Annotated in this window: 20 protein-coding genes and 1 pseudogene; 7 read left to right on the top strand and 14 right to left on the bottom strand. The window is 73.4% G+C overall.

Annotated elements, in window-relative coordinates:
- The first annotated feature begins 44 nt into the window (after nt 1–44).
- Nucleotides 45–962 (top strand): transketolase family protein, encoded by a 918-nt coding sequence (locus tag ELQ39_RS04390; RefSeq protein WP_242591067.1) that lies wholly within the window; start codon nt 45–47, stop codon nt 960–962.
- A 129-nt stretch (nt 963–1,091) separates the two neighbouring features.
- Here ELQ39_RS04390 and ELQ39_RS04395 read toward each other — a convergent pair whose 3' ends face one another.
- The 12 genes from ELQ39_RS04395 to ELQ39_RS04450 all read right to left on the bottom strand — a co-directional run bounded on the left by ELQ39_RS04395 (nt 1,092) and on the right by ELQ39_RS04450 (nt 11,331).
- Nucleotides 1,092–1,451, bottom strand: coding sequence for an MmcQ/YjbR family DNA-binding protein (locus ELQ39_RS04395; protein WP_190001738.1), 360 nt, complete (start codon nt 1,449–1,451; stop codon nt 1,092–1,094).
- Nucleotides 1,452–1,555: 104 nt separating this feature from the next.
- Nucleotides 1,556–2,107 (bottom strand): GNAT family N-acetyltransferase, encoded by a 552-nt coding sequence (locus tag ELQ39_RS04400; protein WP_337662988.1) that lies wholly within the window; start codon nt 2,105–2,107, stop codon nt 1,556–1,558.
- Nucleotides 2,104–2,682, bottom strand: a complete 579-nt coding sequence (locus ELQ39_RS04405) for a helix-turn-helix domain-containing protein (RefSeq protein ID WP_242591068.1) — start codon at nt 2,680–2,682, stop codon at nt 2,104–2,106. The genes ELQ39_RS04400 and ELQ39_RS04405 overlap by 4 nt, the downstream gene beginning before the upstream one ends.
- A gap of 43 nt (nt 2,683–2,725) precedes the next feature.
- Nucleotides 2,726–3,631 carry a LysR family transcriptional regulator gene (locus tag ELQ39_RS04410; protein WP_190001736.1) on the bottom strand — a complete coding sequence of 302 codons (906 nt, stop codon included), beginning with the start codon at nt 3,629–3,631 and terminating at the stop codon, nt 2,726–2,728.
- Between the two features lie 36 nt (nt 3,632–3,667).
- Nucleotides 3,668–4,867: a glycine C-acetyltransferase gene (locus ELQ39_RS04415; RefSeq protein WP_242591069.1), complete on the bottom strand. Its 1,200-nt coding sequence runs from the start codon at nt 4,865–4,867 to the stop codon at nt 3,668–3,670.
- 27 nt (nt 4,868–4,894) lie between these two features.
- Nucleotides 4,895–5,926: an L-threonine 3-dehydrogenase gene (gene tdh, locus ELQ39_RS04420; RefSeq protein ID WP_190001734.1), complete on the bottom strand. Its 1,032-nt coding sequence runs from the start codon at nt 5,924–5,926 to the stop codon at nt 4,895–4,897.
- A gap of 183 nt (nt 5,927–6,109) precedes the next feature.
- Complete coding sequence (locus ELQ39_RS04425) at nt 6,110–6,685, bottom strand: GAF domain-containing protein (RefSeq protein WP_242591070.1); 576 nt, start codon at nt 6,683–6,685, stop codon at nt 6,110–6,112.
- Nucleotides 6,686–6,743: 58 nt separating this feature from the next.
- Entirely contained in the window at nt 6,744–7,376 is a 633-nt protein-coding gene (locus tag ELQ39_RS04430) for a GTP-binding protein (RefSeq protein WP_190001732.1), read from the bottom strand.
- On the bottom strand, nt 7,354–7,725 hold the full coding sequence (locus ELQ39_RS04435) for a DUF742 domain-containing protein (RefSeq protein ID WP_006130360.1): 372 nt from the start codon (nt 7,723–7,725) through the stop codon (nt 7,354–7,356). The genes ELQ39_RS04430 and ELQ39_RS04435 overlap by 23 nt, the downstream gene beginning before the upstream one ends.
- Before the next feature lie 2 nt (nt 7,726–7,727).
- On the bottom strand, nt 7,728–8,162 hold the full coding sequence (locus tag ELQ39_RS04440) for a roadblock/LC7 domain-containing protein (protein WP_048455171.1): 435 nt from the start codon (nt 8,160–8,162) through the stop codon (nt 7,728–7,730).
- Nucleotides 8,163–8,218: 56 nt separating this feature from the next.
- The gene (locus ELQ39_RS04445; RefSeq protein ID WP_242591071.1) at nt 8,219–10,168 is read right to left on the bottom strand and encodes a sensor histidine kinase; all 1,950 of its coding nucleotides are present in this window, start codon (nt 10,166–10,168) and stop codon (nt 8,219–8,221) included.
- Between the two features lie 491 nt (nt 10,169–10,659).
- Nucleotides 10,660–11,331: a GntR family transcriptional regulator gene (locus ELQ39_RS04450; RefSeq protein WP_190001729.1), complete on the bottom strand. Its 672-nt coding sequence runs from the start codon at nt 11,329–11,331 to the stop codon at nt 10,660–10,662.
- Nucleotides 11,332–11,550: 219 nt separating this feature from the next.
- On the opposite strand from ELQ39_RS04450, the gene ELQ39_RS04455 reads away from it, so the two are divergent.
- From ELQ39_RS04455 to ELQ39_RS04480, 6 genes are all read left to right on the top strand, one after another.
- The gene (locus tag ELQ39_RS04455; RefSeq protein ID WP_242591072.1) at nt 11,551–12,738 is read left to right on the top strand and encodes a 4-oxalomesaconate tautomerase; all 1,188 of its coding nucleotides are present in this window, start codon (nt 11,551–11,553) and stop codon (nt 12,736–12,738) included.
- A complete protein-coding gene (locus tag ELQ39_RS04460) occupies nt 12,735–13,760 on the top strand; it encodes an amidohydrolase family protein (protein WP_242591073.1) in 1,026 nt (341 codons plus the stop codon). Before ELQ39_RS04455 ends, ELQ39_RS04460 begins: the two co-directional genes overlap by 4 nt.
- Before the next feature lie 64 nt (nt 13,761–13,824).
- Nucleotides 13,825–14,508: a 4-carboxy-4-hydroxy-2-oxoadipate aldolase/oxaloacetate decarboxylase gene (ligK, locus tag ELQ39_RS04465; protein WP_190001726.1), complete on the top strand. Its 684-nt coding sequence runs from the start codon at nt 13,825–13,827 to the stop codon at nt 14,506–14,508.
- A 14-nt stretch (nt 14,509–14,522) separates the two neighbouring features.
- Nucleotides 14,523–15,446 (top strand): amidohydrolase family protein, encoded by a 924-nt coding sequence (locus tag ELQ39_RS04470; RefSeq protein WP_242591074.1) that lies wholly within the window; start codon nt 14,523–14,525, stop codon nt 15,444–15,446.
- 51 nt (nt 15,447–15,497) lie between these two features.
- Nucleotides 15,498–16,880, top strand: coding sequence for an MFS transporter (locus ELQ39_RS04475; RefSeq protein ID WP_242591075.1), 1,383 nt, complete (start codon nt 15,498–15,500; stop codon nt 16,878–16,880).
- A 133-nt stretch (nt 16,881–17,013) separates the two neighbouring features.
- A complete protein-coding gene (locus tag ELQ39_RS04480) occupies nt 17,014–17,658 on the top strand; it encodes a DUF6461 domain-containing protein (protein ID WP_242591076.1) in 645 nt (214 codons plus the stop codon).
- Here ELQ39_RS04480 and ELQ39_RS04485 read toward each other — a convergent pair.
- Nucleotides 17,601–18,680 (bottom strand): DUF4241 domain-containing protein, encoded by a 1,080-nt coding sequence (locus ELQ39_RS04485; protein WP_242591077.1) that lies wholly within the window; start codon nt 18,678–18,680, stop codon nt 17,601–17,603. The two genes, ELQ39_RS04480 and ELQ39_RS04485, sit on opposite strands and share 58 nt — an antisense overlap.
- Nucleotides 18,681–18,761: 81 nt before the next feature.
- Nucleotides 18,762–19,861: pseudogene (locus ELQ39_RS04490) on the bottom strand (MBL fold metallo-hydrolase).
- Nucleotides 19,862–19,917 lie beyond the last annotated feature (56 nt).

A 19,917-nucleotide genomic window follows, 5' to 3' on the forward strand; every position in this document is an offset into this window, starting at 1 on the left:
CCCTCTCCCCTCTCGTCATCACACTCAACGAAAGGACGATCCCCGTGGACAGCATGCGTGATCGTTTCGCTCCCGTCGTCACCCGGGTGCTGGACGAGGACCCGCGGGTCGCCGTGGTCCTCGCGGAGGTCGGCGCGGACCGCTTCACCGAGGCGCTGCGCCGCCACCCGGACCGGGTGGTCAACGTCGGCATCCGGGAGCAGCTGCTGGTCGGCGCGGCGTCCGGGATGGCGCTGGCCGGGATGCGGCCCGTGGTGCACACCTTCGCCAGCTTCCTCGTCGAGCGGCCGTTCGAGCAGGTGAAGCTGGATCTGGGGCACCAGGACGTGGGCGCGGTGCTGGTGAGCGCCGCCGCCTCCTTCGACTGGCCCGCCGGTGGCTACACCCACATGGCGCCGGGTGACGTGGCGCTGCTCGACACCCTGGACGGGTGGACGGTGCATGTGCCCGGGCATCCGGACGAGGCGGAGACACTGCTGCGGCACGCGGTGGCCGCGGGCGACGACAAGGTGTACGTCCGGCTGTCCCTGCAGTCCAACGCGGCCGGGCGGCCCGTGGACGGGCAGCAGTTCCTCACGGTCCGGGAGGGGCGCGCGGGGGTGGTGGTCGCGGTGGGGCCGATGCTGGACGCCGTGCTGACGGCGACGGCGGGCCTGGACGTCACCGTCCTGTACGCCACCACCGTCCGCCCCTTCGACGCGGCGGCGCTGCGCCGGGCCACCACGACGGCGGGGACGGACGTGGTGCTGGTGGAGCCCTATCTGGCGGGGACGTCGACGGCGGCGGCGAACGACGCGCTGGCCGACGTGCCGCACCGGGTGCTGGGGCTGGGTGTGGGGCGGGCAGAGCTGCGCCGCTACGGGCAGATCGACGAGCACCTCGCGGCGCACGGCCTGGACGCGCGGTCGCTGCGCGAGCGGATCACCCGGTTCACCGCCGGGGCCGTGCCCGTCGGCGTCTGAGCCGGACGTCGCAGCGGGAACACGCGCGGCGCGCCGCCGGGACCCCCCTCCGGACCCGGCGGCCACGCGTGATCGGGATCATGCCACGGCGCACTGACAACGGGAGGGGGCCGTACGGCCCCGGCTCCGTCAGCCTTCCGGTGGCAGCCCCAGCCGGGGGTACGCCTCGAGCAGCCGGGCCGGGGCGGCCTGGCGCCAGGAGTCGGCGAGGATGTCCCGCAGTTCGTCCTCGTCCTCCAGGGCCGCGAGCCGGACCCGCACCCACGCGAACTGCGCCTCGTGGTCCGCGATCCAGAACTTCCCCGGCTCGGCGAGGGCCAGTTCGTCCCGCTCCTCCTTGGGGCAGCGCACGGCGATCGACGTCTCGTCCTCCGGCAGGGTGGCGAACATCTTCCCCGCGACCCGGAACGTGGGCATGCTCCAGGCGGTCTTCTCCGTCGTGTCCGGCAGGGACAGGGCGATCCGTCGTACGTCTTCGGCATCCGGCATGGCAGGCACGGTAGCGGGTGGGACCGACAGTCACCGTTCGGTGCCCGCCCCCCCCGGTTCCGGGGACTCCGCCCCCGGGTCCCCGGTCGCGCGGTTCCCCGCCCCTATGGGGTGTTGCCCTCCCGCGAACCCGAAAGAGCCGGCCTCTTGTAGTAGATCGTCGTCGGCCGCAGCACCCCGCCCGGGTCGGCCGCGTAGTCGGGGATCGCGCCCACCTCCGTCCAGCCGGACGTGCGGTACAGGTGCTCGGCGGGGCTGCCGGTCTCGGTGTCCAGGTGCAGCAGGGTGATGCCGTCCGCGGCCGCCGCTTCCTCCGCGACCGCCAGCAGCCGGCGGCCGAGGCCCTTGCCGCGGGCCGTGCGGTGCACCATCAGCTTCACCAGCTCGGCGCGGTGCGCGCTGTTCGGCTTGTCGGCGGGCAGGGCGAGGCTCACGGTGCCCAGCACCCGGCCGGGTTCCTCGGACGCCGTCCACACCGTGAGGCGTCCGGCGGCGACCGCCGCGCACCGCTCGGTCCACCAGGCGACGGCGGCCACGCGGTCGAGCGGGGCGAGGAAGCCGACGGACGCGCCGCCGTCCACGGTGTCGGTGAGCAGGTCGGCCAGCGCGCCGGTCATCTCCGCTAGCCGGGCGGCGTCGGGGCGCTCGACGTTCACGGGCGCACCACCGCCAGTGCGTAGCGGACGTCCTCGGGGCCGGGGCAGCGGAAGCGGGTGGGGCCCCAGACGCGCAGCCGGAGGCAGTCGCCCTCGCCCACGAGATGCTCGGTGTCCCCGACGGTGACGGCGAGGGCGCCTTCGAGCACCCAGATGTGCTGTTCCAGGCCGGGGACGGGCGGCCGGTCGTAGGGGATGTCAGCGCCGGCGGTGAGGCGGCCCTCGACGAGTTCGCCGCGCAGTCCGGCGTGCGGCGGGGACACGGAGCGGCGGACGAACCCGGAGGCCTTGTCCCGCCACACCGGCTGGTCGGCGGCGCGCACCACCGGCGCAGGCTGCGCCTCGATCTCGCTGAGCAGCTGCGACATGGTGCGGCCGTAGACGGCGCAGAGGCGGTTCAGCAAGGACGCGGTGGGGCTGGTCTCGGCCCGCTCCGCGCGCGACAGCGTGGACCGGCTGACGCCGCTGCGCTCCGCCAGCTCCCCCAGCGACCAGCCGTGTTCGGCCCTCAGTTCGGCCAGCCGCGCGCCGAGGCGCACGTCGACGGGATCGGAGGCACCCTGCTCTTGTTTCACATCCGGGACTGTATCCCGAATATGAGCGGCACGAAAGGGCTTCTCAGGCGTCCTCGGCCGCCGCGCGAAGCGCGTCCAGCACGGGGCGGATCAGCGGGTGCCCCTCCGCGCCCCGGCGCACGGCGGCGAACACCCGGCGTGTGGGCGCCACCCCGTCGACCGGGCGCACCACCACGCCCGTGAGATCCATCCCTCGCAGCGCCGACCGGGGCACGAGGGCCACGCCGACATCGGCGGAGGCGAGGGCGACGACCGCGCGGAAGTCGTCCGAGGAATGTTCGAGACGCGGCTGGAACCCGGCGTTCTCGCAGGCCAGCACCACCACGTCATGGCAGGGGTTGCCGGGGTACGGGCCGATCCAGGGGTCCTTGGCCAGCTCCGCGAGCGGCACCTCGGGACCGTCGGCCAGCCGGTGGGTGAGGGGGACGACCGCGTCGAACGGCTCGGCGTAGAGCGGGACATGGGTGAGGCGCGGGTCGTCGGCGGGCGGCGCCCCGCGGTACTCGACGGCCACAGCGACGTCGACCTGGCGGTCCAGGACCATCGGGAGGCTCGCGTCGCCCTCGGCGTCCTGCACCCGGATGCGGATGCCGGGCGCCGAGGCGGCGAGCCTGGCCACGGCCGGGGCCACGACCTGCGCGATGCCGGTGGCGAAGGCGGCGACCGTGACGGTGCCGGCCTCCCCCGCCCCGTACGCGGCCAGCTCGGCCTCCGCGCGTTCCAGCTGGGCGAGGACCGCGTTGGTGTGGCTGAGCAGGATCTCCCCGGCCGGGGTCAGCCGTACGCCCTTGGCGCCGCGCTCGACCAGGCGGTGGCCGGTCTCCTGCTCCAGCGCCGTGAGCTGCTGGGAGACGGCCGAGGGGGTGAGGTACAGCGCGGCGGCCGCCGCGGTGACCGTGCGATGGTCCGCCACCGCACGGAGGATGTGGAGCCGCCGCGCTTCGATCATGAGATCGATTGTCTCAAATGCAGCGGTGCGCGACGGTCAGGCGTCGAGTTCCGCACGCGCCGCGACGAACGCGTCGACGGCACGGTTCACGTCGTCCGTGGAGTGCGCCGCCGAGAGCTGCACGCGGATGCGGGCCTGGCCCTGCGGCACGACCGGGTAGGAGAACCCGATCACGTACACGCCCCGCTCCAGCAGCAGCTCGGCCATGCGGCCCGCGCGGGCCGCGTCGCCGATCATCACGGGGGCGATGGCGTGGTCGCCGGGGAGGATGTCGAAGCCCTCCTCGGTCATCCGGCGCCGGAACAGCCCGGTGTTCTCCCGCAGCCGGACGCGCAGGTCGTCGGCGGACTCCAGCAGGTCGAGGACCTTCAGGGAGGCGGCGGCGATGACCGGGGCCAGGGTGTTGGAGAACAGGTACGGGCGGGAGCGCTGGCGCAGCAGGGCGACGATCTCGGCGCGGGCGGCGACGTAACCGCCGGAGGCGCCGCCGAGAGCCTTGCCGAGCGTGCCGGTGACGATGTCGACGCGGTCCATCACGCCGTGGAGTTCGGGGGTACCGCGGCCACCGGGGCCGACGAAGCCGACGGCGTGCGAGTCGTCGACCATGACCATGGCGCCGTGCCGGTCGGCGAGGTCGCAGATCTCGTCCAGCGGGGCGACGTAGCCGTCCATCGAGAAGACGCCGTCGGTGACGATCAGGGTGCGGCGCGCGCCGCCCTCGGCGGCCTCCTTGAGCCGGCGCTCCAGGTCGGCCATGTCACGGTTGGCGTAGCGGAAGCGGCGGGCCTTCGACAGCCGGATGCCGTCGATGATCGACGCGTGGTTCAGCGCGTCGGAGATGACCGCGTCCTCCGGGCCGAGCAGCGTCTCGAACACACCGCCGTTGGCGTCGAAGCAGGAGGAGTAGAGAATCGTGTCCTCCTGGCCGAGGAACGCCGAGAGGCGCGCCTCCAGCTCCTTGTGCACCTCCTGGGTGCCGCAGATGAAGCGGACGGACGCCATGCCGTAGCCCCAGCGGTCCAGGGCCGCGTGGGCGGCCGCGATCACCTCGGGGTGGTCGGCGAGGCCCAGGTAGTTGTTGGCGCAGAAGTTGAGGACCTCACCGGGGCGGCCGCCGGCGGTGACGTTCACGGTGGCGGACTGCGGGGTGCCGATCACGCGCTCGGGCTTGTGCAGGCCGGCGGCGCGGATCTCGTCGAGGGTGGCGCGCAGGTCGTCGCGCACGGAGTCGAACATCGCAATGCTCCTTGGAAGGCAGATGACTTACGCGGTCCAGTCGAGGATGACCTTGCCGCCCTTGCCGCCGGCGGCGTCCTCGAAGGCGGCTTCGAAGTCGCGGTAGGAGTAGCGGCCGGTGATCACGGGGGCGAGGTCCAGTCCGCCCTCGAGCAGCACCGACATGGCGTACCAGGTCTCGAACATCTCACGCCCGTAGATGCCCTTGATGGTGATCATCGAGGTGACGACGCGGGCCCAGTCGACGGGGAACTCCTCGGCGGGCAGGCCCAGCATGGCGATGCGGCCGCCGTGCGTCATGTTGGCGATCATGTCGCGCATCGCCTCGGGGCGGCCGGACATCTCCAGGCCGATGTCGAAGCCCTCGCGCAGGCCGAGGGTGTGCTGCCCGTCGGCGATCGTCGACTCGGCGACGTTCAGCGCCAGGGTCGCGCCGATCTTGCGGGCGAGTTCCAGGCGCTCCTCGCTGACGTCGGTGATGACGACGTTGCGCGCGCCGGCGTGCCGGGCCACGGCGGCGGCCATCAGGCCGATCGGTCCGGCGCCGGTGATCAGGACGTCCTCACCGACGAGGGGGAAGGACAGCGCGGTGTGCACGGCGTTGCCGAACGGGTCGAAGATCGCGGCGACGTCGAGGTCGACGGGGACGCGGTGCACCCAGACGTTCGTCGCGGGCAGCACGACGTACTCGGCGAACGCGCCGTCGCGCCCGACTCCCAGGCCGACGGTGGCCCGGCAGAGGTGGCGGCGGCCGGCCAGGCAGTTGCGGCACTTGCCGCACACCAGGTGGCCCTCGCCGCTGACCCGGTCACCGGGTTTGATGTCGTCGGGGACGTCCCGGCCGGTCTCCACGACCTCGCCGACGAACTCGTGTCCGAGGACGAGCGGGGTGTCGATGGTCTGCTGCGCCCAGCCGTCCCAGTTCCGGATGTGCAGGTCGGTGCCGCAGATACCGGTGCGCAGCACCTTGATCAGCACGTCGCCGGGTCCGACGGCGGGCTCCGGGACGTCCGTGAGCCACAGCCCGGGCTCCGCCTTCTCCTTGACCAGCGCCTTCAACGCTACGGCTCCTGAGGGTGAGTCCCGGGCGCGGGCATGCCGAAGCGCCCCGGTCCGGGAAGAGGAGTGGAATCGACTGCAATCTGCCGTACGACACCCTCGCCGGTCCATCGAGGATTTCTTAAGCGCGGCCACAGCTTTGCTTCACGCGTCACCCGTCCGGGCCTGGGCGCGCGCCGCGTCTCACAGCGGCAGCCCGTCGCTCTCCCGGCGCTCCAGCCGTGCGGCGAGCTCCGCCGCCTGCGCCTTGATGGCGGCGAGGCCGGGCTGCCCCCAGCCGCGGGGCCGTACGTCACTGACCGCGACGGTGCCGAGGACCATGCCGGTGCCGTCGGTGAGCGGCGCGCCCATGTAGGAGCGGATACCGAACTCGTCCACCACCGCGTTGCCCGCGAAGCGCGGGTAGTCACTCACGTCCTCCAGCACCAACGCCCTGCCGCGGGCGATGACGTGCGGGCAGAAGCCGTGGTCACGGGGCAGTGCCCGGCCGAGCAGGGCGCCGGTGCCGTCGCCGCGGAGGACGGGGGCGACGCCCGGGGTGTGCAGACCCGCGAAGAACTGCCCGTGCTCGCCGGGGAGGTTGACCACCCCGTACGGCGCCCCGGTGAGCTCGGCGAGACCGCGGGCGAAGGCGTCCAGTTCGGGGTCGGGGTGCTCCCCGAGTCCCAGCCGGCGCAGCCTGCGGGTGCGCTCCGGCGCCTGCCGGTCCTCCGGGGTGAGCAGCAGCCGACCGGCCGGGCGGGGCGGGTCGTAGCTCATGGGCGGGCTCCCGGGGCGTGGGCGAAGTTCATGGACGGGCTCCGTGGGGTGTGGGGGGTCACATGGGCGCGCCGTACCCCGTGGGTGTGGCGGGCGCATGCGCGATGAGATGGCGGACGAGGGTGAGCAGGGTCTGCACGCCGGAGCTGGAGATCCGGGCGTCGCAGCGGACGACGGGCACCTCGTCGGGGAGGTCGAGGGCGGCCCGCACCTCTCCGGGGTCGTAGCGGTGGGCGCCGTCGAACTCGTTGACGGCGACGATGAATCCGAGGCCGCGCTGCTCGAAGAAGTCGACCGCGGCGAAGCACTCCTCCAGGCGCCGGGTGTCGGCGAGGATCACGGCGCCCAGCGCGCCCTCGCACAGTTCGTCCCACATGAACCAGAAGCGTTCCTGGCCGGGCGTGCCGAACAGGTAGAGCACGTGTTCGCGGTCGAGGGTGATGCGGCCGAAGTCCATGGCCACGGTGGTCTCGACCTTGTTCTCGATGCCGTCGAGTTTGTCGGTGGCGGCGCTGACGGTGGTCAGCAGTTCCTCCGTGCTGAGCGGCGCGATCTCGCTGACGGCGCCGACGAAGGTGGTCTTGCCGACCCCGAACCCGCCCGCCACCAGGATCTTGAGGGCGGTCGGGAACAGGTCGTCGCCGCCGTGCCCGGCGCCGTCGACCCGGTCAGAGCTGTCGTCGTAGTCCATCGAGCACTGCCTCCAGAAGGGCCCGGTCCGTGGGGTTGTGGTGGAACGCGGGGGGTTTGTCGGTCAGCGCCCCGCAGTCGACGAGGTCCGCCAGCAGCACCTTGGTGACGGCCACCGGCAGCCCGAGATGGGCGGCGACCTCGGCGACCGGGACGGGGGCGCGGCACAGGTCGAGCGCCTGTGCGTGCTCGGGGCCGAGGTAGCCGAGCGGGGTGGCGCCGGTGGCCCGCACCTGCGACATCAGGTCGAGGGCGACGGTCGGGCGGGTCCGTCCGTTGCTGACCGTGAAGGGGCGCACCAGCCGGCCGGCCGCGTCGTCGAGCCACGGCCCGTCACCGGCCGCCCGCACGCTCAAGGCCTCATCGCCGGGGGCTCGACGCCCTGCTGCCGGGGAGCGGTCATCAGGTACGGCCGTACGGACTTGACCAGCATCGCCATCTCGTAGCCGAGCACCGCCGCGTCGGCCTCGCGGCCGGCCGTCACGGCGAGGCAGGTGCCGGAGCCGGCGGTGGTGACGAACAGCAGCGTCGAGTCGAGCTCGACGACGACCTGCCGGACGTCGCCGCCGTCGCCGAAGCGGACACCGGCGCTGCGGCCGAGGGAGTACAGGCCGGAGGCGAGGGCGGCCATGTGGTCGGCGGCGTCCGGGTCGAGGCCGTGGACGGACTTCACCAGTCCGTCGCAGGACAGCAGGACGGCGCTGCGGGTGTGCGGCACGCGTTGCACGAGGCCGCTCATCAGCCAGTCGAGGTCGGATACCTGGGCGGTCGGCGCATCGCTCGCCATGGTGGATCGACTCCTTGGGGTACGAAGGTCTGCGGGAGCGCTGGTGGTGGGGGTGGTCATCCGGCGGACGCGCTCCCGTCGTGCCGGGCGGTGTGGTCGGTCAGGGGTGCGGGCGCGGCCGGCCGCGTGGGCGCGGGGGACTCCGGCGCGGACTCCGCGAGGCTGATGCCCCGTTGGAAGGCGGCCATCAGCTGGGGGTCGTGGCCTGCGACGTGCTCGCCGTCCTGGCGGGGCGCGGGCCCGTCGCGCAGCTGTGGCGCGATGTGCTCCTGGGCGCGGCGGCGGGGCAGTCGGGGCTTGCCCATGGTGCCGCGCACGGGGGTGGTGCGGGGGACAAGCGGGGTGAGCGCCTCCCCGGCCGTGGCGGTGCCGCCGCCCGGCCCGTCGGGCGCGGGGTGTCCGTCGGGCGCGGTGCCCGGGGCGTGTCCGGTGTGGTGGACGCCGGGGACGGCCTCGGCCGGGGTGGGGCGGGCGGTACGGGCGCCGCGCAGGGGCAGCGGCGGCGGGTCGGCGCCGTCGTCGGGGGACGCGGCCGGGGGCCGGCCGGGGTGGGCGGCGGGGGTGAGGGGGGACGCTTGAGTGTTTCCGGCGGCCGGGTCGTCCCCGATGTGGGAATCCGTCGCCGACGTGGGGGGCCGCTCGTTCTCCCGTGTGTCCGAGGTCCCGGACAGCGCGGGGGTGTGACGCCCCGTCGGTCCCGTGCCGCCGTCCGCAGGGGGCAGCAGCGCGGTCGTCCCCGGCGCCCCGGTCACGGCGGCCGGTTCCCCGCCGAGCAGGGACTGCGGCACCACCAGCACGGCCTGCACACCGCCGTAGATGTTGGTCTGCAGCCGGACGTGGATGCCGTGCCGCCGGGCGAGCTGGGAGACCACGAACAGGCCGATCCGGCCGTCGGCCAGCAGGCTGGCGACATGCACCTGGTCGGGGTCGGCGAGCAGCGCGTTCATCCGGTCCTGCTCGCCGACGGGCATCCCGAGGCCGCGGTCCTCGACCTCGACGGCCAGTCCGGAGGTGACCAGGTTCGCCCGCAGGAGCACCTGGGTGTGCGGGGCGGAGAACACGGTCGCGTTCTCGACGAGTTCGGCGAGCAGGTGGATGACGTCGGCGACCGCGTGTCCGCGCAGGGTGCCGTCGACCGGCGGCACGAGCTTGACCCGCGAGTACTGCTCGACCTCGGCGATCGCGGACCGCAGCACCTCGGTCATGGGCACCGGGTTGCTCCACTGCCGTCGTGAGACGGCCCCGCCGAGCACGGCGAGGTTCTCCGCGTGGCGGCGGATGCGGGTGGCGAGGTGGTCGACGTGGAAGAGCCCCTTGAGCAGATCGGGGTCCTCCATCTCGTTCTCCAGCTCGTCGAGGATGGAGATCTCGCGGTGGACGAGGGACTGCAGTCGCCGGGCGAGGTTGACGAACACCTCGAGCTTCTGTTCGCTGCCCGCCTGGCTGGAGAGCTGTGCCGCCTGCACCACGGCGGTGACCGCGCCGTCGTGGACGCGGGCGAGATCGGCGGAGAGCTGGTCGAACTCGTCGCCGTCGCCGCCGCGTTCGGTGCGCCGGCCGCGCGGGGGCGGCGGCTCGCCGTTGCGCAGCGCCGCGACGAGGGCGTGCAGGTCCGCCTCGCGCCGTGCCGTGGCGCGGCGCAGGACGCCCACGCGGTCGTGGACGGAGCGAGCCGCGCGCTCGGCGGCCACGGCGGCGATGACGATGCCGGCGAGGGCCACGGCGGTGGCGCCACCGAGCACCGTCCACAGCGCACCGTTCGGCCGCATCCCGCTGGAGCGTACGGTGAACAGCACGGCGGCGCAGGCGCTCAGGGCCACCGCGACGGGCGGCAGCACGGCGAGCCGGAGCAGCTGGGACCGTAAGGGCGACTCGGGCAGGCCGGGCGCGGGCCGGGCGGGCGGACGTCCGTGCCGTCCGCCCTCACGCCGCTCCGGCCGGGCGGCGGCGCCGTCACGGCGGGCGCCGGGGGCCGGGGCGGCGGCGCTCCGAGGGGTGCGGGCCACGACCGTGGCGCCGACCGTCCCCGGGTGGCGGGGCTCCTCGCCCCGTCGGCTCCCTCGTCCGCCTTGTGGCTGCACGTACCGGTCCCCGCTCCCTGATCCCGATCCCTACGACACGGCCCGCGGCGCGAGGCGTCCTGCGACGTGAGCCGTCGCGAGCCGTCACGCCGGGCGACCGACACTCACCGTAGTCGTCACCGCATCATGTGCGGTGGGCAGTTGACAAACTCGTGCGGACAGCATCGCGCTCTGGTATGAGGCGTCGTACGACAGACCGATAACCGTTCGGCCGGATACGGCGGGAGTGATCACACGGCGAACAATGCTGGTCAGAAGCAGTCGTGAGCGTTCTCGGGGCGCGGGGACGTGAAGGGGGGCGCGATCCGGACAGAGCGCGCCCTCAAGATGCCCTCAGTCCCGGAAGAGCCTCGGGGGCGGCTTCACCCCTCCGGCCAGAACCTCACCCTGAGTAGCGAAATGGGGGCCGGCGCCCTTCACATGCGAGGCGCCGACGCGCCCGTGGCCGACGCCCGCAGCTGTTCGATCACGTCGTCCAGGTGCGCCGCCACCGCCCGTGCCGCCGCCTCCGGGTCGGCGCCGGCGACGGCGTCGACGATCGCGAGGTGCTGCGGGAGGGACTGCGCGGGGCGTCCGGGGCGCAGGGCGAGCCGGAACTGGAAGCGGACCATCGGCCCGTTCAGCCGTTCGAGCTGGCGGCGCGCCACCTCCTGCCCGCTGGCCTCGATGACGAGTTCGTGCAGCCGCTGGTTGAGGGCGGAGTACGCGTCCCAGGCCCCGTCGGCGACGGCCTGCCGCATGTCGGCGCCGATCCGCCGGAGCTCCGCGCGCTGCCCGTCGCTCGCCCGGCCGGCCGCCTTCCGCGCGCACAGCTGCTCCAGCGCCGACCGGCACTCGGTGATCTGCACGGCCTCCTCGACGGACACCGCGCGGATCCGGGCGCCGCGGCGGGGGACGATCTCGACGATCTCCTCGGCCGCGAGGTCCTGCAGCGCCTCACGGACTGCGCCGCGCGTCGTCCCGTAGGCCTCCGCGAGGTCGAGCTCGACGAGCCGCTGGCCGGGTACCAGGTCCCCGGCTCGCAGGGCCTGCCTGATGGCGTTCGCCACATGCTCGCGGCCGGCAGCGCCCGTAAGCCTGTCCGTCACTCCGTCGACCTCTCCCTCGTCTTCCGTCCGTCCTCGGCGGCCCTCGCTGGGAGAACCCTAGTGCGCGGCACGGAGGCGGCCGCACCCGGGATCCCATCTGGCGAGCATTTTCGTCGGAACATCTTGTCAACAATCTCGTTGATGATTTAGCTTCCTCGCATCCTCAGATCGTTCGGCGCCACGCCGCCCGCCTCGATTCCGTCCACCGAAGGAGCGACCATGTCCGCCGTCGCAGCCGCCCGGGTCACCGAGGTCGCCCGTCGCGGCTCCCAGACCGCGATCCCCTGCCTCTTCATGCGGGGCGGCACGTCGCGCGGGCCCTTCTTCGACGCGCGGCTGCTGCCCGCCGACCCCGGCCTGCGGGACGCCGTGCTGCTGGCGGCGATGGGCTCCCCCGACCCCCGGCAGATCGACGGGATCGGCGGCGCGCACCCCCTGACCAGCAAGATCGGCCTGGTGCGTCCGGGCACGGAGCCCGGCGTCGACGTGGAGTGGACCTTCGCCCAGGTGCAGCCCGACGGGGACACCGTCGACACCTCGGCCAACTGCGGCAACATGCTCGCCGCCGTCCTGCCCTTCGCCGTCGAGACCGGCATGGTCGTACCGGCCGCCGACCGTACGACGGCCCGGGTGCTGACCCGGAACACCGGCATGGTCGCCGAGATCACCGTCGCCACCCCCGCCGGCGCCGACGGGACACGGCACGTCGCCTACGACGGCGCCGCCCGGATCGACGGCGTTCCCGGCACCGCCGCGCCGGTCGAGATCGGCTTCCTGGACACCGCCGGTTCCGTCGCGGGGGCCCTGCTGCCCACCGGGCACGCCCGGGACACCGTGGAGGTGCCGGGGACGGGCGCCGTGGACGTCACGCTGATCGACAACGGCCAGCCGCTGGTGATCGTCGAGGCCGCCCGCCTGGGCGCCACCGGCTACGAGTCCCCGGCGGACATCGACGCGGACGAGGCGCTCAAGGCCCGCGTGGAGGCGCTGCGCCTGGTGTGCGGGGAGGCGATGGGCCTCGGTGACGTGAGCGGGCGGAACTATCCGAAGATGACCCTCGTCGCGCCGCCCCGGCACGGCGGCACCCTCACGACCCGCAGCCTCATCCCCCGGGTCTGCCACCAGTCCATCGGAGTGCTGGCCGCCGTCACCGCGGCCACCGCCTGCGTCGTCGAGGGCACCGTCGCCCGGCACGTCGCGGCCGGGGTGTCCGGCACGGGGCCCACCGTCTCCGTCGAGCACCCGTCCGGAGAGTTCAGCGTCACCCTCGGCCTCGACCCGGCCGACCCGCAGCGGGTGACCCGCTCCGCGCTGCTGCGCACAGCCCGGCTGCTCATGGCCGGCGACCTGCTCGTCCCCCGTTCCGTCTGGGACCCCGCTCCCGTCCGTCAGGAGAAGCACGCGTGATCATCGACATCCACGGTCACTACACCACGGCCCCCGCCCCCCTCGGGCAGTGGCGGGACGCGCAGGTGGCCGCGCTCAGCGACCCGCTGCGGGCGCCGGACCCGGCGGGCCCGGCGATCGGCGACGACGAGATCCGCGAGTCGATCGAGACGAACCAGCTGCGGCTGATGGACGAGCGCGGCGTCGACGTCACCGTCTTCTCCCCCCGGGCCTCGTTCATGGCCCACCACATCGGCGACTTCGCCGCCTCCGCCGCCTGGGCGCGGATCTGCAACGACCTGTGCCACCGGGTGTCCGAGCTGTACCCGGACCGCTTCGTGCCCGGCGCGATGCTGCCGCAGTCGCCCGGGGTGGACCCGGCGACCGTGGTCCCGGAGATCGAGCGGGCGGTGCTGGAGCTGGGCGCGGTCACCGTCAACCTCAACCCGGACCCGAGCGGCGGCCACTGGACCGCTCCCCCGCTGACCGACCGGTCCTGGTACCCGGTGTGGGAGAAGCTCGTCGAGCTGGACGTGCCGGCCATGGTGCACGTGTCCACCAGCTGCAACCCGGCCTTCCACACCACCGGCGCGCACTACCTCAACGCCGACACCACCGCGTTCATGCAGCTGCTCGCCGGCGACCTGTTCGCCGACTTCCCGGAGTTGCGGCTGGTGATCCCGCACGGCGGCGGCGCGGTGCCGTACCACTGGGGCCGCTTCCGGGGGCTGGCGCAGGCGCTCGGCCGGCCCGAGCCGGAGGAGTCGCTGCTGCGCAACGTCTTCTTCGACACGTGTGTCTACCACCAGCCCGGCATCGACCTGCTGCTGGAGGTGATGCCCGTGGAGAACGTCCTCTTCGCCTCCGAGATGGTCGGCGCGGTGCGCGGGATCGACCCGCGCACCGGCCACCACTTCGACGACACCCGCCGCTACGTGGAGAAGGCGGGCCTCACCCCCGAGGACCTGGCGGCCGTCGAGGAGCGCAACGCCCGGCGGGTCTACCCCCGCCTCGACGCCCGGCTGGCCGCCCAGGGCCGCTGACCCCCCGCCGTCCCCGACCGTTCACCGCGGGCCGAGAATGCCCGCAGAAGCAAGGAGCCGCACCATGCACCACCTCGGAGTCGTCCACCGGACCGTCCACCGCGCCGACCCGGCCGCGGTCGAGGCCCTGTCGCGGTTCGGGGTCGCGACCGTGCACGAGGCGATGGGCCGCCTCGGTCTGATGCGCCCCTACATACGGCCCGTGTACGAGGGTGCGAAGCTGTGCGGGACCGCGGTGACCGTGCTGCTGCAGCCCGGCGACAACTGGATGCTCCACGTCGCCGCCGAGCAGGTGCGCGAGGGCGACGTGGTGGTGGCCGGCTGCACCACCGAGAGCGAGGACGGTTTCTTCGGGGAGCTGCTCGCCACCTCGCTGCGCGCCCGGGGCGCCCGGGGCCTGGTGATCGACGGCGGCTGCCGTGACGTGGACGACCTGCGCCGGATGGACTTCCCCGTGTTCTCCCGGGCGGTCAACGCCAAGGGCACGGTCAAGGCCACCCCGGGTTCGGTGAACGTGCCCGTCGTCGTGGCGAACGCCCTGGTCAACCCCGGTGACGTGATCGTCGCCGACGCCGACGGCGTGGTGGTCGTGCCGGCCGCCCGGGCCGCCGAGGTCGCCGAGGCGTCCGCGCGGCGCGAGGCGGCGGAGGAGGGCAAGCGGGAGCGACTCCGGGCCGGCGAGCTGGGCCTGGACATGTACGGCATGCGCGGCCCGCTGGCCGAGCTCGGCCTCACCTACGTCGACTGAATCCGAGGAGCACGATGACCGACCACGACACCGCGGTCACCCCGGGCTGGCTCGACTGGTACCGGGGGCCGGCCAAGCCCGCCTTCGTCCTGCCGCCGGGAACGGTGGACGCCCACTGCCACGTCTTCGGCCCCGCCGCCGAGTTCCCGTTCGCCCCGGAGCGGAAGTACACGCCGGTCGACGCCTCCAAGCACGACCTGTTCGCGCTGCGCGACCACCTGGGCGTCGACCGCAACGTGATCGTGCAGGCCACCTGCCACGGCGCGGACAACAGCGCCCTGATGGACGCCCTGCACGCGGCCGGCGGTCGCGCCCGCGGGGTGGCCACGGTACGGCCGGACGTCACCGACGCGGAGCTGCGCCGGCTGCACGACGCCGGGGTGCGCGGCGTGCGCTTCAACTTCGTCCGCCGGCTGGTGGACGCGGCGCCGCGCGAGGCGCTGGAGACCGTGGCCCGCCGGGTGGCGCCGCTGGGCTGGCACGTCGTCCTCTACTTCGAGGCGGCGGACCTGCCGGACCTCGAGCCGTTCTTCGCCTCGCTGCCCGTCCCGCTGGTGATCGACCACATGGGCCGCCCGGACGTCACGCGGAGCGCGGACGGGCCGGAGTTCGCGCGGTTCCTGCGGTTCGTGGCGGCGAACGACGTATGGGTGAAGGTGTCCTGCCCCGAGCGGCTGACGGTCTCCGGACCGCCCGCGCTCGACGGGGAGCGGCATGCCTACCGGGACGTGGTGCCCTTCGCCCGCAAGGTCGTCGAGGAGTTCACCGACCGGGCGCTGTGGGGCACCGACTGGCCGCATCCGAACCTGAAGAACCACATGCCCGACGACGGTCTGCTCGTCGACCACATCCCGCACATCGCCACCACCGCCGAGCGCCGGCGGGCGCTGCTGGTCGACAACCCCCTGCGTCTGTACTGGCCCGAAGAGGCCCGCTGACGTCACCCCCCGGCCCGGTGAGACGGGTCCACCCCTTCCCAGGAGCGTGCAGTGCAGCACATCCGTACCACCAACGCGGCGAACCGGCTCGACCGGCTGCCGATCACGACGTTCCACAAGCGGACCATCCTCGCGGTGGCGTTCGCCTATTTCTTCGAGTTCGCCGACATCAACACCTTCGCCATCACGGCGCCGGTGGTGCGCGAGCAGTGGGGCGCCGACGTGAACCACGTCGCGTACGTCACCTCGCTGTCCTTCGTCGGCATGTTCGTCGGCGCCGTCGTGGCCGGCGGGCTGGCCGACCGGCTGGGCCGCAAGCAGACGCTGACCCTGACCACCCTGTGGTTCACGGTGTGGTCGTTCGCCTGCGTGTTCGCCTGGGACATCTGGTCCCTCGGCGTGTTCCGCGTGCTGACCTCGGCGGGTCTGTCGGCGATGACGGTCGTCGCCGTCGTCTACATCAGCGAGCTGTTCCCCAGCGCCAAGCGCGGCAAGTTCCAGGCGTACGCCATCGTCATCGGCATCTGCGGCACGCCCGTCACCAACCTGATCGCCTCCGCGGTGGTGCCGATGTCGGACTGGTCGTGGCGGCTGGTGTACCTCTGGGGCTCGCTGGGCGCGTTGTTCCTGTTCTTCGTGCGGCGGCTCGAGGAGTCCCCCCAGTGGCTGGAGGCGCGCGGCCGGCACGAGGAGGCCGAGGCGGTCCTGACTCGCATCGAGGCCCACGTGACGGCCGAGCACGGCCCGCTGCCCGAGCCGCAGCAGCCGAAGCCGAACGGTCCTCCGGCGAAGCCGGGCCTGGGCATGCTCAAGGACAAGAAGTTCCTGTACCCGACGATCCTGCTGTCGGTCCTGTGGATCACCCAGACCATCGGCTTCTTCGGCTACTCCAGCTGGGCGCCGACCCTGCTGGCCGCCGAGGGCGTCAGCGTCGAGGACTCGATCTTCTACGTGGCGCTGACGACCGTGGGCGCGCCGCTCGGCTCGTTCCTCGCGGCCATGGTCACCGACCGCTTCGAGCGCAAGTGGTGCCTGGTGGTGTTCGGCCTGGTCATCGCCGCGTCCGGCCTGCTCTACGGGCTGACGTTCACGCCGGTGCTGATCGTCGTCTTCGGCTTCCTGGTCAACCTGTTCGAGCGCGGCTACACGGCCCTGGCGTACGCCTACGCCCCCGAGCTGTACGGCACCGAGGGCCGTTCGCTGGGCACGAGCATCGCCTACGGTCTGGGCCGGCTGTCGAACGCGGTGGGCCCGCTGATGATCGCCGGCGTCTACAACGGCATCGGCTACCAGGCGGTGTTCATGGTCATCGCCGGCACCTGGACGCTGGGCGCGCTGGTCCTCGCGGTGTTCGGCCCGGCGACCCGGCGGCGCCGGCTGGCGGCGGAGGCAGCGGCGGGGGCCGGGGCGAAGCCGGTCACGGCGACACCCTGAGGACGGGCGCTCGCGTGCGGCGGGCGGGCCGGAGGATGTCTCCGGCCCGCCCGCCGCTCTGTCACACCGGCCGGGCATCATGATCCCGGGCTCGGCCCCGGCAGGGGGCCGGTTGTGACGACAGAGGCGGATGATGGGCACGAGCGCGGGTTCGCATGCGTGGGCGAGGGCCGGGATGTGCGTGACCTTCACCCGGGGGCTGGAACCGCGCGAGGTGTTCGCCCGGTACGGGGCCGATCCGGGACGGGCGCGCCCGCTCGACCGGGACGCGGCCTCGGCTCTGCTCCCGGACGACGCGGACGACGGGCCGGTTTCGCTGCTGCGGGCCGGCAGGATCGGTGAGTGGACCTTCTGCGTCGAGGAGGACGGCACCATCGGCTTCGGCGAGGAGGCGCTCGCGGAGTTGTCCCGGGGGACGGAGACGTACGGCGTGGCGACGACCGAGGGGATCGACGTCTTCCAGCACTGGCGCGACGGTGAGTGCGTCGAGTACTTCGAGCCCGGCATGGACCACAGCCGGTCCGAGCCGCACGGCCCCTGGTGGGACCGGGTGGAGGAGGCCCTGGCCGCGCACGAGGGCGAGGGCGCCGGGATGGCGCCGGTGGTGGCCCTCGTGCTCGGCCACCTCGGCATCACCCTGGACGACGCGGTCCTCGCCGGCCCCTGGGCCGGCCTGACGCTCGCCGTGGACGACGCGCCGACGGCCGGGCGGGGCGACAGCTACGCGGGCGAGGGCCCGGTTCCGCCGGGGGCCGTCATCTCCTGGTCGGTGGGGTAGAGCCGGAAGTCGACCACGACGCAGCCGGCCTTCCCGTCCTCGGTGCGGCCGATCCAGACGGGGTAGGACCCGTCGCCCCAGCCGGCGCTCAGGGCGATGAGGTTCGGCTCGCCATCCGTACCGGGGAGTTCGACGCTGGGGCGGTCGACGAAGGAGAGGGGGACGAACACCTCTTCGTCCAGCCCTTCCTCGTCGACCGTCCGGGTCGCGTCCATGAAGGCCACCGTGCCGGTGTCGACGCCGACCCCGTAGAACTCGCCCTCGCCGAGCAGCGCCGGGTCCTCGTCGGGGCGGAGGACCATCTCCCATGTGCGGGGCGGGGCGTCCAGGAAGGTCACCTTGGCCGCGGCGACCCTCACCTCATGGGTTCCGCGCAGGAGCGACAGCGTGACCGGATATTCGCCCGGCGGTACGGCGACGGTCCGTGGTTCGGTGACCCAGCCGGGGTCCGAGACCACCAGCTGTCCTGACGTGATCCGCACCGCACCGGCGTCGCCGAGCTCGAGGGTGGCCGGACCGTCCGGGGTGTCGCGCGGGCCCGGCACGAACAGCCGCTCGACGCAGGTGGGGCGCAGCGGTCCCGCTCCCTCGTCCACGGACACGTCGTTCAGGACCACGGTCGGGGCGGGCTCGTGGCCCTGCTGGGCGAGGAACGGAGCGAACACCTGCCAGTCGCCGAACTCCGGCGCGGGGCAGGAGAGGACCTCGACGGCCGCGGTCTCCTGGTCGCCCTCGGTCAACCGGGTGTTCCGGTGAGCCAGCAGCATCCCCGTGCCGTACGGCTTGAAATCGATCATCTGCGCGCGGCGGAACGCGTCGTCGAACAGGTAAACACGCCACATTCCGCGCGGCCATCGCTCGACCATGGCCAGCGGTCGCTCCCGCGAGGAGAGCAGCACCGCGTACGACATCCCGGCGGCATGTCGGCGGGACGCGAGCGCGCTCGGTATCGGGTCAGGGTGGGTCGGCCCCTCATGGGAGCCCCACATGTCGCCGTACGAGACGTCAAGACTGTCGATCATCACAGCCGACAGTCTGGCAGCGGGGTGTGACATCAGGCCCGTGCCGTGGGGCGTCGCCCCTGCTCGTCCCCGCTCGACGGGTCAGCGGTCGCCCGCGAGGTCGAGGTCGCCGCTGGGGGTCTCCTCGCTCCGCGACGGGCCGCCGGTGTTCCACACGCGCGGGACGGGCCGGGTGAGCGGACGCCACCAGGGTTCGGTGGGCAGTTCCCCGCCCGGCTCGAAGGGCGCGCCGGGACGGGGGAAGGCGACGGCCTGGCCCGCCGCCCCCGCGGCGTCCGTCATCCACTCACCCGGCTCCGCCCACGCGTGCGGGGCGAGGTTGAAGGTGCCCCAGTGGATGGGCATCAGCACGCCGTCGGGCCTCCCGCCCTGCAGGTCGAGGTGGGAGCGGACGCCTTCCTCGGGGGTCATGTGGATGTCCGGCCAGAACTCGGAGTAGGCGCCGACCTGGATCATCGTCGCGTCGAACGGGCCGTGGGCGGCGCCGATGTCGCGGAAGCCCTCGAAGTAGCCGGTGTCGCCGCTGTGGTAGATGCGGTGCCGCTCGCCGGCGACCACCCAGGAGGCCCACAGGGTGTGCTGGGTGTTGCGCAGGCCCCGCCCGCAGAAGTGGCGGGCCGGGGTCGCGGTCAGGGTGAGTCGGCCGACCCGCGTCGTCTCCTGCCAGTCCAGCTCGCGCAGCCGGTCCGCGGAGACGCCCCAGCGCTCCAGATGGGCGCCCACGCCGAGGGGCACGGCGAACACGGTGTCCGTGCCGGCCAGCTCCTTGATCGTCGGCATGTCCAGGTGGTCGTAGTGGTCGTGGGAGATCACCACGACGTCCACCGGGCCGAGCGCGGCCAGCGGCAGCGGCACGGGGTGCAGCCGCTTCGGGCCGGCGAAGGGGAACGGCGAGCAGCGCTCACCCCATACGGGGTCGAAGAGCACCCGCTGTCCGTCGATCTCCGCGAGCACGCTGGAGTGGCCCATGAGCGGGAGTCCTTGTCCAGGAACTGCTTGGCCATGTCCCGGCCCGACCCGGAGGGACGCATACGGGCCGGCCCGCCCGGGTTCTGGAACACGCCGTTCGCGAAGTGCGGGGACCTGCGGATCCGCGCCATGCGCTCACCGGCCGGCTCCGCGCCGAAGGCCGGCGGCCGCAGGGCACTGAGCCCCGCCCGGGGGGCGGAAGAAGCGGCCACGGTACCTCCAGATGGAATCGATCGGAGTTTCCATTATGTGCGGTGGCTCCGTCGGC

Source organism: Streptomyces sp. GB4-14 (assembly GCF_022696125.1).
GTDB lineage: Bacteria > Actinomycetota > Actinomycetes > Streptomycetales > Streptomycetaceae > Streptomyces > Streptomyces werraensis.